At 32.7% G+C, this 13,687-nt stretch carries 15 protein-coding genes and 3 pseudogenes; 3 read left to right on the top strand and 15 right to left on the bottom strand.

What is annotated here, in order from left to right; genetic code table 11:
* Nucleotides 1-303 precede the first annotated feature (303 nt).
* The 8 genes from HGI79_RS00295 to HGI79_RS00265 form a co-directional block, all read right to left on the bottom strand.
* Entirely contained in the window at nt 304-999 is a 696-nt protein-coding gene (locus tag HGI79_RS00295) for a DinB family protein (RefSeq protein WP_185648724.1), read from the bottom strand.
* Between the two features lie 103 nt (nt 1,000-1,102).
* Nucleotides 1,103-1,549: a GNAT family N-acetyltransferase gene (locus HGI79_RS00290; RefSeq protein WP_185648723.1), complete on the bottom strand. Its 447-nt coding sequence runs from the start codon at nt 1,547-1,549 to the stop codon at nt 1,103-1,105.
* 579 nt (nt 1,550-2,128) lie between these two features.
* Nucleotides 2,129-2,539, bottom strand: a complete 411-nt coding sequence (locus HGI79_RS00285; RefSeq protein WP_185648722.1) for a pyridoxamine 5'-phosphate oxidase family protein — start codon at nt 2,537-2,539, stop codon at nt 2,129-2,131.
* 572 nt (nt 2,540-3,111) lie between these two features.
* The gene (locus tag HGI79_RS22600) at nt 3,112-3,513 is read right to left on the bottom strand and encodes an Rpn family recombination-promoting nuclease/putative transposase (protein ID WP_241428098.1); all 402 of its coding nucleotides are present in this window, start codon (nt 3,511-3,513) and stop codon (nt 3,112-3,114) included.
* A complete protein-coding gene (locus HGI79_RS22595) occupies nt 3,498-3,749 on the bottom strand; it encodes an Rpn family recombination-promoting nuclease/putative transposase (RefSeq protein WP_241428097.1) in 252 nt (83 codons plus the stop codon). The genes HGI79_RS22600 and HGI79_RS22595 overlap by 16 nt, the downstream gene beginning before the upstream one ends.
* A 73-nt stretch (nt 3,750-3,822) precedes the next feature.
* Nucleotides 3,823-4,008, bottom strand: a complete 186-nt coding sequence (locus HGI79_RS00275; RefSeq protein ID WP_207725670.1) for a hypothetical protein — start codon at nt 4,006-4,008, stop codon at nt 3,823-3,825.
* 122 nt (nt 4,009-4,130) lie between these two features.
* Complete coding sequence (locus tag HGI79_RS00270; protein ID WP_185648721.1) at nt 4,131-5,537, bottom strand: nickel-dependent hydrogenase large subunit; 1,407 nt, start codon at nt 5,535-5,537, stop codon at nt 4,131-4,133.
* 18 nt (nt 5,538-5,555) lie between these two features.
* Nucleotides 5,556-6,431, bottom strand: coding sequence for a hydrogenase small subunit (locus HGI79_RS00265; RefSeq protein ID WP_185648720.1), 876 nt, complete (start codon nt 6,429-6,431; stop codon nt 5,556-5,558).
* Between the two features lie 532 nt (nt 6,432-6,963).
* Here HGI79_RS00265 and cwlD point away from each other — a divergent pair.
* Entirely contained in the window at nt 6,964-7,704 is a 741-nt protein-coding gene (gene cwlD / locus HGI79_RS00260) for an N-acetylmuramoyl-L-alanine amidase CwlD (RefSeq protein ID WP_185648719.1), read from the top strand.
* 15 nt (nt 7,705-7,719) lie between these two features.
* On the opposite strand, the pseudogene HGI79_RS22590 reads toward cwlD, so the two are convergent.
* Nucleotides 7,720-7,839 (bottom strand): annotated as a pseudogene (locus HGI79_RS22590) (L,D-transpeptidase family protein); the annotation flags it as partial.
* A 320-nt stretch (nt 7,840-8,159) separates the two neighbouring features.
* Complete coding sequence (locus tag HGI79_RS00250) at nt 8,160-9,101, bottom strand: helix-turn-helix transcriptional regulator (protein WP_185648717.1); 942 nt, start codon at nt 9,099-9,101, stop codon at nt 8,160-8,162.
* Nucleotides 9,102-9,292: 191 nt separating this feature from the next.
* Here HGI79_RS00250 and HGI79_RS00245 point away from each other — a divergent pair, with 191 nt between their 5' ends.
* Entirely contained in the window at nt 9,293-10,354 is a 1,062-nt protein-coding gene (locus HGI79_RS00245; protein WP_185648716.1) for an AbrB family transcriptional regulator, read from the top strand.
* A 40-nt stretch (nt 10,355-10,394) separates the two neighbouring features.
* Nucleotides 10,395-10,908, top strand: a pseudogene (locus HGI79_RS00240) (glyceraldehyde 3-phosphate dehydrogenase NAD-binding domain-containing protein).
* Nucleotides 10,909-11,084: 176 nt separating this feature from the next.
* Here the strand turns inward: HGI79_RS00240 and HGI79_RS00235 are convergent.
* The 5 genes and pseudogenes from HGI79_RS00235 to HGI79_RS00215 form a co-directional block, all read right to left on the bottom strand.
* Nucleotides 11,085-11,348, bottom strand: coding sequence for a GNAT family N-acetyltransferase (locus HGI79_RS00235; protein ID WP_185648715.1), 264 nt, complete (start codon nt 11,346-11,348; stop codon nt 11,085-11,087).
* Between the two features lie 238 nt (nt 11,349-11,586).
* Entirely contained in the window at nt 11,587-11,880 is a 294-nt protein-coding gene (locus tag HGI79_RS00230) for a hypothetical protein (protein WP_185648714.1), read from the bottom strand.
* A 247-nt stretch (nt 11,881-12,127) separates the two neighbouring features.
* Nucleotides 12,128-12,331, bottom strand: coding sequence for an MATE family efflux transporter (locus tag HGI79_RS00225; protein ID WP_185648713.1), 204 nt, complete (start codon nt 12,329-12,331; stop codon nt 12,128-12,130).
* A gap of 46 nt (nt 12,332-12,377) precedes the next feature.
* On the bottom strand, nt 12,378-13,199 hold the full coding sequence (locus tag HGI79_RS00220) for a nucleotide disphospho-sugar-binding domain-containing protein (protein ID WP_207725659.1): 822 nt from the start codon (nt 13,197-13,199) through the stop codon (nt 12,378-12,380).
* A gap of 233 nt (nt 13,200-13,432) precedes the next feature.
* Nucleotides 13,433-13,576, bottom strand: a pseudogene (locus HGI79_RS00215) (DUF255 domain-containing protein); the annotation flags it as partial.
* Nucleotides 13,577-13,687 lie beyond the last annotated feature (111 nt).

The raw sequence follows: 13,687 nt of genomic DNA, 5'->3' as shown, positions 1-13,687 counted from the left end.
AAAAAATCTAAAAGAAAAAGGTTCAAAGTTTTTTGAACCTTTTTTTGAAGTGCGACGTAAAAACACCATAAAATTCAGTTTTGAATAATACGATGTTTTAAAAATTGTTTGATTTTTAATAGCTTTGAAGATTAATATAAATATTTCCATTTTTTAATACCGTATTATCCAGTTATCAAAGAGCATTATTCGTACTTTCAATTTCAATAATTACTTCGTCTAATCTTCGTATTGTACTATTAATATAATAATATTTAGTATAGTATAAGAAATTTCTAAACAATGTTTTCTTTTGTTTTTACATTATTTTCTACCCAATTTCCTGCACTTTTGCTTCAGTTGAATTGATTCATTAATATGCACAATATGGTGACGAGTTACTGGCATTAATAAAATACCTGCAACATTCTTTCTACCCCAAAAATCAATTAGCCAATTTGCACCTTCAACATTTAAAACTCCTCCTTCATCTAAAACACGCTGTAATCTATTCGCTTCCATTTTCCTTTTTAAATCTGACGGTTCAAATTTTTTAATAATTTCACGAGTTTTTCTACCCACAACTTTTCTATAATTTCTCAATTCCTGAATATCTATACTTAAACTAAAATCAATAATTTCCTCATTAGTCATGGCATTGCCTGTGTCATAAATCTTTACATTCATTTTTTCAAGCCAGTTATCGCTATTTATGACTTGAGTATCATCTGCAACTAATATGTTCATTGTTATATCTTCAATTCTTGTTGAATGCCATAAACACCACGCTATAGTCGCTTCATCCTTTGCAGTTGGCATAGTGCGAAATGTTATTTCATCCAATCCTTCCCATAATTCATCCTCAAATGTTACAACATTTGTTTGCGACATTTCAGATATATGTACCATTGAGTGTTGGTCTAAACATAATTTAATAGTTTCATCAAATTTATCTAATTTCATCATTATACTTTTTAATAATTTTTGTTGTGAGTTCCATAACCCTTTTTTGCTATCCATATTTATTTTATCCCCTCTCATGATAATGAAAATATATAAGCTATTAATAAACAATAATTTATTATTCTATCTCAACGCATGAAAGTATCAACTTATATTTTTATTAAAGTTTTATTATAAACCCTGTCTTTATTCCTTTAGAAAAGCCCGCTTGCTCATAAAATTTTAAAGTTTCTTCTTTTTTTGAACCTGTTAAAAGCATAACTTTATAACAATTTTTTTCTTTTGCAATTTCCACTGCTTTATTTAACGCTTTAGTCGCATATCCCTTTTTTCGGTAACTTGAATCGGTGATAACATTCTCAATAAGTCCATAGGGACGTAAATTTCTAGTAAGATTTTTTATAATTGATATATTGCATGAAGATACTAACTTACCGTCCACTTCAACCACAATATAATATAAGTTAGGATTATTATAAATTGAATTCCATATTTCCTGTAAGTCTTCATTACAGGACACGTCAGGGTCTTCAGGCTGTAATTGCTTGTACAAATTAAGCAACTCATTTAATTCATCATATTTTATTAATCTTACAATTTCAGACACTTTATTACCTCCACTAAATTTTTATCAATCCAAAATCAAATGACATAGTTTGCGTATTATATTGCTTTGCAACAAAAGTTGATTCTCTATAGTTTACTATAACTACTATAAATACCATATTTTCAACTACACTATATTACAAAGTTTTAATTATAAAGATTTATCAACTCCTTCTATTCAATCTCAATTCCTCTTTCTTTACAAAAATCATAAAATACTTTTTTTACTGCTCGTGCAAAATTCAACACACTCCAACCCCTCCATTTATTCACTATAAATTATAGTAAAAGCTATAGCATTTAGCAAAATTTAATTGTTAAATATTCCCATTTAAGTATAATAAAAAGCACTCAACCCATAAGATTAAATGCTCTTTATTATACTTAAATCTTTATTCAAAAATCCTACAATGAAATTACACCCACATGGGTTTTTATAGAAAATGATACCTATACGCGGAATTATTGTTTTGCGTATAGAGTAGACCCCTTAGAAATGAAGGTGGTCGTGGATTTCTTAGGCTCTAAACTTTGGTGTTATATGTTGTCGTATAACTAATAAAATATAATGATCACGCAATTACAATTTAATTACTTCTGTTGGACTCATACCAGCAGAATAATCGTTATAATATACAACTTCAGGGACAAGTTTAAAATAAACAAAAGGCTTCATCATACCTTTTTCAACCATTTCTTTAAATTCAGGATGTCTTTCAAAAAGTATTTTATTATATGCATCGATCTCATCTTCATTGGGAGTAGCAGTTGTTCCGTCAATTGTTACAAACTTAGGCATTGCATTAGCAGAGAAACTGATTTTATTATTTGCTTTTAAATTAGCTGCTTTAATCGAATCACCATCAGTAGCAAATAATACATTATCTCCAACAACTACATATTCCATAGCAGATGCTCTCGGTTTATCATTACTACAAGTTGCTAAACAACAAACGAAATTTTCTCTTAAAAATTGAATTACCTTTTCCATAGAAATTACCTCCAAAAGTATTATTTCAGGAAAAGTATATCATTTTTAGTTTAAATTTGTCAACAACTATTGATGTCATCATATTAATCATGAAAACGATAATTATTACAATCTTGTGCATCTCTTTATTATCTTCACTATCTTTGAGAATAAATTTTTTTACTTCCTAACTATGTCAAACCAAAATAAACTTTTGCCTTTTCACACCCTCCAACCCCGCATTCCTCCTTCATCAATTTAAAAATAGTTTTTCCTTAAACCTAATCCATATCCGTTATTAAAAACCACATCCGAAGAAAATCTTTATTTAATTAAAATAAAGTCCTCCCTTTTACCTTGCAAAAATCTTGCATTTTTTCTATCTCTTTCACCTATCATAAATGCCTCTTAACTACTTCAAGCCTTGGTTTTAAGCCACTTAGAATTATGTTTATCTTATTTGGAAAGTGTAAAGGATAAAAAAACATGATGAAAAGTTGTATTTTATCTTGCATTTCCTTTTTAATAACTTGTTATAAAGTTATATTTATTTACCACATACAGTACCTCGATACGTAAAAGTGATATATTTATTAATGTTTTAATTTTTTAACCTCTTCTACACTTAATCCAGTCTTGATTGCTATGGTTTCTATATCTAACACATCTAACAGATTCTTTGCTATTTCTATCGCTTTTTTATTTTCGCCTTCTTCCATAGCACTACTTATCATATTAGCTCTTTCATGTAATGATTTCTCTCTTGCCTTATAAATTTCTATTGTCTTTGCATCACTACTTAAATATTCTAATCTTTCTTCAGCTTTTTTTATATCTGAATCCATATCCATCAACTCCTTTAATTTTTCTTCTGAAATATCATTATTAAAGAAAGTCAACCATCTTTGAAGTCTATCTTCTTTTAAATTCTTTTCTTTCAATTCATTAAATTTACTTACTTCTATAAAATGAATCTCCACTAAATCCGTAAGCATATAATCTTTTGCTTCATCTTCCCACAAATGAAATTTAGTGTGAAATTTATCGAAGTTTTATCATTTATCATCTCTCTAGTTAATTCTTTATTATCTATTATTTCTAATGTAACAAGTCTATCTATATCTTTTCTATCTAATACTGCATTTAGAAATGCAATTAAGTTATCCTTTACTTCATTTTCGCCAAAAAGTTTCTTAAAAATAAAATCATTTAATGGTTTTAATCTTTGCATATTATCAATCCTTCCTTACTTATATTATAACTTAAATAGTCTAATTTTTTCACTACATTCATAAAATATTCTGTTATTCCAATATTTCTTCCATCCTTATTCCATTTCTTAACACAAAAACAAAATGCGTTGGTTCAAGAATCTCTATCTTCTCTACCAATGCATTAAATATTTTATCATCAAATTCTATAAGTAATTCCTGCTGACCATTTATAGCTTCTATAATTTCACTTAATTTAGGTATAATAAAAACATTCAATTCACAAATTGAATGTTTTTATTATACCTAACCCTTTATTTATTCTATTTTAAACTTCCGTTATCACTTCAACCTTAATCTTCCCCTTATTAATCTGTTTCCTATGGCAATAAATTTCATACTCATACTATTATTTCGACTGGATTAAATCTATCACTTATTACGTGTGTAGCACAGGAAATGCATGGGTCATAAGACCTAACGATTCTTCCGATTTCAACAGGCCGCGCAGGGTTTTGAATTTCAGTTCCTATAAGTGATTGTTCTATTACTCCCCTTATTCCATTGAAATCTGTCGGGGAACAATTCCAAGCACTAGGGGTAATTATATTGTAGTGATTTATTTTCTTATTTTCAATAGATATCCAGTGTCCTAATGAACCTCTGGTGGTATCTGCGAGCCCTACTCCTCTTGCACTATTCGGTATCTCATATACCCTTTGGCCAACTTCTTCAAAACTAACTCTTTCCAGCAAACCTTCAATTATCTCTATTACCTTCTTTGTTTCCAGAACTCTGGCTATAGTTCTATCCATCATTGATATTTTATTTTCATAATTACCGCTTAGAATCATCCTGGCCAGAGGACCAACCTCCATTGCATTACCTTCGTACCGTGGTGACTTAACCCAGCTGTATGCCTGTGGTTTATCAAGGTTAGGTACTGTATCTTCGTTAAACAAATCAGAATCTACCATTTGTCTTGCATACCAAGAATTATATATGCTTTCAGTTATCTTTGATGGTTCAAAGGACTTAATCATACCATTGAGTAAAATACCCGGATAGACATAGGACAGTTCTTTTTCCTTATAGGTATCATATGCACCATAGCTCATCAAATTTCCATAACCTCGTCCCATTGCAAAGTAGTCCTTATAGTAATCAGCTATAATATAAACATCCTCAACCATCTTATTGACTATAAAATCTTTGATTTTGTAAACTAATGACTTTAAGTGAGTGAATTTTGAAGCATCGAGTCTTTCTGTTACCCCTCCAACAAAAATTCCATGGTTATGGGGTGCCTTTCCCCCAAGTACAGCTAAACCTTGATGAGCTAAACTACTGTATTTCATAGCTTCCAAATAGTCCTGAGATATCTTCTTGTTTAAATTATCCGGTAACCTTAAATCGTAATTTCCATTTGAATATACAGGTTGAACCTCTGGAGTTACAACAAAATCCGGAAGAGTATAAAGATAGAAATGACGTAGATGGTTTTGAATAAACTCCCAGCCGTGAATGATATCTCTAAGCATTTTGTCATTTTGATTTGGATAAATCTTTAAAGCATCTTCCAGTGCTAGTGTAGAAGTAATGGAATGAGCAGTAGAGCAAATTCCGCATATTCTTTCCGTAAAATATATAGCATCAAAAGGTGATCTTCCTATAAGCATCTTTTCAAAGCCTCTAAACAGCAGCCCACTGCTTTTAGCCTCTACCACTTTATTATTTTCTATCTTTACTTGTATCTCCATAAAGCCGCTTATTCGAGTTATTGGATTAATTGATATTTTAGTACTCATTTCTTTACTCCTATACAATTAATATCTTACAAAAGGCTCCATACCGTCCGGAAAACTAAAGTTTGCACAGCCGATGCAGGGGGTATCGTTGCCAATGGGCCAATTTACATGACCATTCCACTGCCTTATTGGACAATCCGTCCTTGTCACCGGGCCTCTACAGCCTAGCTTGAACATGCAAGTCTCTTCTCCAAGCTTTCTTGCAAAAATTCCGTTGTCAAAGAAGGATCTTCTTTGACAACGGTCATGAATTGTCACTCCATAAAACAAAATTGGCCTTTTAAGGCTGTCGAGCTCCGGCTTTCCTCTGGCGATGATATGTCCTAAGGTTCCGATGACCCAGGCGGGATTGCATGAACACCCCGGCAGATTAATAACTTCTCTTTGAAGCACCTTACTTATACTTACACTTTCTGATGGATTAGGACTGGCAGCAGAAATTCCACCATGAGAAGCACAAGTGCCAACTGCCAGGACATATTTAGCTCTTGCCCCTGCCATTTTGACTGCCTCTAAAGCTGTAATTTCTTTGCCCTGATATTTAGCTATAATATTATAGTAGCCATTCTTTTTTAACGAAACTGCTCCATCCACCAGTAAAATGAATTCAGTCTCTAAGGTTCTTAGAAATTCCTCAAAAGCTCTCTCTCCATCTTCTGCCATTATGCTGTTATTATAGGTTAGATTAACCATCTCTTTTAAAAAATAGACTACATCAGGGTCTGTGGCATCTAGAAGAGAAATTATATTACCTGAGCAACCTGTAGCTTCCAACCAAATGGCATTAATCTTTTGGCGCTGCCTACTGCTAATAACGTTAATTGCCTCTTTAACTAGGGTTAGTGCAGTGCTTTCTTTATCCTGCAGTATAGAACAGTAGTCATTACCTTTCAAATTTTTATACCTCCGACTTAAATCTTATTATTATAGTCTACCAATTCTCCATGGATAGATTTTAAATTCTCTAGTATCAAAATTCATATATACTTATGCTCCTTTTCATATATACTTATGCTTCTTTTCTAGAACTTATTCCTCAATAGAAAAAACACAATTTACACATCATTAAGTTATGAATGGAGTTATTTACAGTATCACAATGTTAGTTTCTAAATATAATAAAGAAGAAGCAAAAGCCTATTGGTCAGCAATACGTGGATTCTACAGACGAACAAGAGAATTTACTTTAAGTGAACTTGCATTGAAGCTCTGTTGTTAAACATTTATAAAGCCTTAAATTAAAAGAAAGCATAGTATGTTTAAGACATTCTATGCTTTCTTATTACTATATATTGCTTTTAAATAAATATAAATATTCTTTCATAAAGTGTTTTATTCTGTATAAACATGATAAATATGTTATTACTAAAAATTAAAATATTACACAAAATTAATGTAATAGCTTTAAATAAAGAAGGTGTTTACATTGAACTTTAGAAGAATTTTAATAATACTTTCTTTAACATTACTCTCTTTAACGAGCACTTACATTGCTAAATCAAAGGAAACTTCTGTTTCTTCCACTGCAACTCCTCCCGATAATTTGAAAAAGGTTATACTAATTGACCCGGGACACGGTGGAATGGATGGAGGTGCTGTTTCTAAGAGAGGTACACTGGAGAAAGATATTAACCTAAGTATAAGCCTTAAATTAAGGGATAAATTAACAGAAAACGAATATATAGTAGTAATGACCAGAGATGAAGATAAAGGGCTTTATACTTCAAAAAATTCAGCAGAAAAAATGAAGCGCGAGGACTTAAATAACCGTTGTAACTTGAAGAGAGACTCAAATTGTGATCTATTTATAAGCATCCACCAAAATTTCTTTCCGCAAAGTAAATATTATGGTGCACAGGTCTGGTACTGCAAGCCTGATGAAAGTAAATTATTAGCACAAATAATACAAAAAAATTTAAGGAATGATTTAGATAATAATAATAAAAGAGAGGAACAACCTGCAGGAAACCTATATAAAATATTGAGGTGTTACTGCGAAATTCCCTCTGTAATCGTAGAATGCGGATTCTTATCAAATTATAATGAAGAAATTCAACTGCAGAATGAAAGCTATCAGCAAAAGATTGCAGAATCCATAGCAAAATCAGTAAGGGAATTCTTCGAACTAGAAACGCAGCAGGATGATAAAACTAGACCCAATTATTAAACCAATTAGAATTGGGTTTAACATTCTGATGCAGCCAGGGGAAGCTTCCGAGCCAATAGTGTGTGGTCGATTGGTTCCGTGTATTCCATACTTTCCCCACCTGATTTCATTAAACCATTTGTTAGGAAGTGCCATGTGTACTAACGTGCATGATAAACATGTATTTTCCCTTCAAATTCGGCCCCATAAAACTTTGCAAAATCAAATCCACAGAATACATATCATTTATTTTAGGACTTTGAGCATTAGAGCTATCACTATCTCCACCGCCTCCCATCTAAAATTTATGATTTAAAATAAAAAAGCTAAAATGTAGATTTTTTAACTACATTTTAGCCTTCAATATACATATATTTATTTAATATTTTACATAAGTACGACAAATTAGAAGAATGTGACCTAACTGTATACTAAAGATTATGCTCATTATTCGCCTATTATTGCATAAAGTTAAATTATATCTCTGCAACAATTTTACCCATCTCACTTGTATCATACCCGCCTATATGTCCAAACTCATTCTTAAATGCATCTGAGCGGATGATTTTCAGCAAGGTTTCAATTTCTGTCGTGTGCAGGTCTTCTTTTTTGATAACCAGATCATATCTTTCTTTCTGAAGTGGGATGAATTCTATGTTATCCACCTGCCTTGCTATCTTTTCGTTACCTACTGCCACATCAGCCTTACCACTGCTGACTGCACTGGCAACTGCCAGGTGTGACTGGGTTTCATTCTCGTATCCCTTGACGGAGCTTGCATATATTCCGAGAAGTCTTAAATTTTCATCAAGCAGCACCCTTGAACCAGCTCCCTGTTCCCTGTTAATCATGGTAATGTCATCCCGTCCAAAATCTGCCCATGTGGTAATTCCTTTTGGATTACCCTTCTGGACATATAGACCCTGCATGCGGCAGGTCAAATGAATGACAACTGTTGGAATTCCAGGAAGAAGCCTTCTGACATAAGGAATATTATATGTGCCAGTATCACTGTCCCACAAATGCGCTGATGCCACATTAATCTTATTCCTATAGAGGGATACCAGACTGTCATAGCTTCCTATATAAGCCCTGAGTGCAGGAACGCCATGAAGTCTCATATAGTTAGAAAGCACATCCAGGATCAAATCCTGTCCGCATATGATAAACCCATCAGTTTTCTTATCGCCTCCCGTAAGGCTGAAACCTGGCCTATCAGAAGCAGATGTGCTCATAACGGACTGACTGTCCCTTGAACGGGAAATATACTCCTTCACATCATCTTCCGTAAAGCGCACTTTCCTTCCAACCTTATAAGAACGTATTTCTCCTCTTTTAATTAAATCGTATATTGTGCTCTTGCTGACATGAAGCATATCTGCAACTTCCTGTGTAGATAAAGCATTTTTTTCGTCCATGGACATCCTCCAATTTACCTTATATCATAAAATCTATATTGATTTTCTGTGTGAATTGATATATTATTATACTTAAAAACTTATTTTTATACATTTATATCTCATTTCGTATTGTATCACACATTTTTGTATGTTGCAAGTATGAATCGATATGAATTGAGATATAAAATCTGAAATCGGAGGAACATACAATGAATCTTTTTTATTTATTTTTAACATTAGCTATCGGAAGTGTTTTCGGACTTGCCGCAGCCAAAATGAAAATCCCCGGCGGTCTGATGGTTGGTGCCATTGTAGGCGTTGCTGCACTTAACATTTTCTTTGGAACCACATACATACCGAAACAGACCAAACTGTTTGTACAAATAATCGCTGGAGCATTTATCGGATGCGTCATGGAAAAAAGTGATGTAAAAAGGCTTCCCAAAATAGTTCAGCCTGCCATCATCATGCTGTTGGGCCTTCTTGTGCTGAATCTGTCAGCAGGTTTCCTTATATACGTGGTAAGCCCATTGGATCTTGTGACTTCACTTATGTCTGTTGTTCCGGGAGGTATCAGCGATACACCTATCATAGCAGCAGACATGGGAGCGGATGCACCAAAGATAGCCGTCATGCAGACGGTCAGGCAGATATTAGGCATAGGTGTATTTCCCGCCTTGATACTTGCTTATGATAACAGAAAAAAGGCTATCAAAAAAGACGGTGAAAGGGAAGCCTATACTGAGAAGCGTAAAAAGTCCAAAACAAAATCCTGGCAGTCCTTTGTATGTACCCTCATCATTGCTGCCATCGCAGGCATATTAGGCAAAATGACTGGCATTCCATCAGGTTCCTTTGTATTCCCTATTATTGCAGTACTTATCCTAAAATTAGTGTTTGATTTTGCTTACATACCACGCTGGGCAAAAAAATGTGCCCAAGTTCTAAGCGGCTGTTATCTTGGCAGCACTATCGTATTGGATGACGTGCTGGAACTTAGGTACCTTCTGATTCCGCTAATAATCATTGTGCTTGGCTATATGGCAAACTGCTTTTTTACAGGCATGATAATCAAAAAAACCTGTGGATTTACAAGAAAAGAATCCATGCTCATAACAACTCCGGCAGGAGCTTCCGACATGGCACTAATTTCCGCTGACATGGGTGTGGAAAATACGGATGTTATAATCATGCAGGTACTACGTGCAGTTATTGTAATGACTTTTTTTCCACAGATTATCAATCTTATCGTATATCTGATTGGAGCATGATGATTAATCATAATATCAACAGACTTAGGAGGAATTATTTATGGCAACTAAAATAGCAATCAACGGATTTGGGCGTATCGGACGTCTTGTGTTCAGACAAATATTTGATTCACCGGAATTCGAAGTAACTGCAGTCAATGATATATCCGAACCGGATATGCTGGCTTATCTGTTAAAGTATGATACCACACAAGGTACATATCGTTATGCAGACTGCATTAAAGCCTGCAGTAAGAGTACCTATCCCTACAGGCTGTTACATCACCTTTACTGCAGTTATATACGGAAGAGATATTTCGGCAGAAACTATTAATAAGGCCATGAAAGATGCATCATCAGAATCCTTCGGCTATACGGAAGAAGAATATGTATCCTCTGATATTATTGGCAATACTTATGCCTCCATATTTGATGCCACGCAGACTTTGGTAAGCCAGATTCATCCAGATGAATATCAGGTAAGGGTATCTGCCTGGTTTGATAATGAAAACTCTTTTGTAAGCCAGATGGTAAGAACACTTAAGTATGCAGTTACTCTAAGTTCAGCTAATTAAACTTATAATTATTGCTAAAAATGCAAAAGCAACGGAATCTCATTTTATCCGTTGCTTCTTGTTATATAAATAATCTTTACTTCACACTAAATTACTAATATCCAAATCTCGTAGACTTATGATTAATAAACCATAAAAGAAGAATGTGACCTAACCTACCTATTTTTATTAGTCATTTATTTTTTTGAATTAGCCATTTCATATAAATTCCAATGACCTGTTGATGATTTACTTACATTCTCTATAAATTTTTCTTTCGTAAATCCTGCGTTTTCATAACATTTAATAGCACTATCATTAAAATCATATACTCCAAGTGTTATCTTTTCAAACCGGAAATCTTCAAATCCAATTCTTAATGCTTCTTTTAATACCTTTGTTCCAATCCCCTTACCTCTAAGCTCCATTTCAAATTTCATTTTATTTTCTAATTCAGACATATAAACACTCCTTTATACTTTTTTCTGTCGCAAGTTAAATGATAAAGAAGTGTTATATATAAGTGAAGTGGTACTTTATTGAAAAATAGTACCGCTTTATTTTTTAGCTACAGTTTGATATAGACGGGCTGCCGCCACCGCTGGCACAGCGGTTTAGTCCTATCTTACGATTGTTCACGATATAAGAAAGGTGTAAATTAACTCATTCAGCAAAATCCCAGTTAGATAATATAAATCGCTACTTATGACTGTTAATATATCTTTGAATTTCTAATTCGCCAAGGTATTCTATATACCATATAACACTCATTGCGAAGAACAATACAATTACATAGCAACCAAATAATTGTAGTTTATTGCTACTTTTCATTGCTCTGCAATATTCAATAGGTTTTTTAGCAATTGAGGCATAAAGCCCCATAAGTAATATGTAAAATGGAGTCGCACCAATGTGAATAATGTATAGAGAAATTAATAAAAAGCATAAACTTTCTATAATTAACACTTGTAGCGGGTATTTTTCTATAACCATACTAATCCCCCTTAAATTATCATTCTAATTCGCCATTTCCTACAACTGTGCCTTAATAACTTCTTAAAATCAATAACAATTATACCATAAAACCCCAGTGATACGCATTAGAAAATTCAAAAATACGGTTAAGTTATATTTGTATTAATCCCTCCTTTTCTGTTGCCTATATCTTGCCTGTTCCCTTTTTATATATTTCCTACAACTTTCGTAATACTCCTGTCTATTAGAATTAGCTTCAATGTTTTTACCACATCTTTCGCATAATGTCCATAATTTGATTACAAAAAATTAATCCTAAAAGTGATAGTAAAATACTAAGTACAGTTATAGAAAAAATAGATGTAGATATTGCAGTTTTCATATCTCTTAGTTTTTTTGCTCCAAACATTTGAGAGATAATAACAGAGCACCCACTTGCAGCTCCCATTGCAATAGCAATAAATAACATTGATTAGCATATTATTTCGTTATCTTAACATATACTGTTAAAGTTATTATTTTTTATTTATTAATTCTTCTATTGCTTTAACAGCTGCTTTTTCTCCACCCGCTTCTATCATCTTATCTCTCATTTTATCCATATTTTCTTTATACTTTGAATTACTTAGTATTTCAATTGCACTCTTTCTAAGTTTTTCACTTGAAACTTCATTTTTATTAATTACTTTTCCTAATTCTAAATCTAAAATACGGTTTCCTACTATAGGTTGATCAGCAGCTTGTGGTACAACTACTAATGGGACTCCATAAAACATTGCTTCGCTTGTACTATTCATTCCCCCGTGTGTAATAAATAAATTTGCACGTTTAAGTACTTCTAATTTATATAGCTTATCATCAAATTTTTTATTTTGTACTTGAAATTCACGTGTAGTATAGACTATATTAAGATCAGCTGGGTTATCTGTTATTTCATCTATCACGTCATTTGTTTTTGTATTCCACTGTTTAAGTGCTCTTGAGAATGCAACTTTCCTAAAACGCCTATTTCCCAGTAATCTAAGCTTAAAACCAGAGTTATTAAATACAGCTTGCGATATCTCCCTATTCCAAGCAAAACATGAATATAAACGTACGGTTGGTTTATTTAATCTATCTCCAAGTTCTTTACCTAAGAAGAACATCATTTCATATACTATACAATCACAATCTTTCGCAAGCTTAAGTGCAGCATCATATATACTTTTTGTATTCTTTATTGTAAATGGTTTTGTTAAATCAAATTCATAACTTTCAAATTTTGCACCAGTAGCCTCTATCTTTGCTCTAAATTCTTCTGAAACTAAATAGGTAACATCATGTCCTTGATCTACCAATTCCTTTGTTAATCCTAATGTAGGATTAACATGTCCATGAGCTGGAACGAATATCTTTTAATAAGAAGGCTATTATGATTGAAAAAACTCAAAAGAATCAAAGCACGTGGTTTATCCTAATAATGAGCAAATAGTTGAAATCATTGTTAACCATAAAGATAAACTTGAATTTTTAGCTGGCCTATCTATACCTAATATAGCAGATTCATGTTAGCACTAGATGTTTTATGATATAAAAATATAGGCTTATCTTCTGATTTAGCTTTTTCAAAAGCCTCTTTGCTCCATGCATACCAATCAACAGGATTATGAACATGTTGTAGTAAATATGGAGATTTCTCATTTATTAATCTATTGGGTTTTCTATTTAGTTTCATAGCACACCTCCTCTTTATTTATGGATTACCTAAAAATTTACTATCCTATAGTTTTTCATAAACTTTTGACACTACCAAAACATTTTATAGTTATTGTTTTCATAATTACCA

Source organism: Clostridium sp. DJ247, assembly GCF_014231265.1.
The sequence above is the reverse complement of the archived record's forward strand: the minus strand, read 5'-3'. Positions and strand labels throughout refer to the sequence as shown.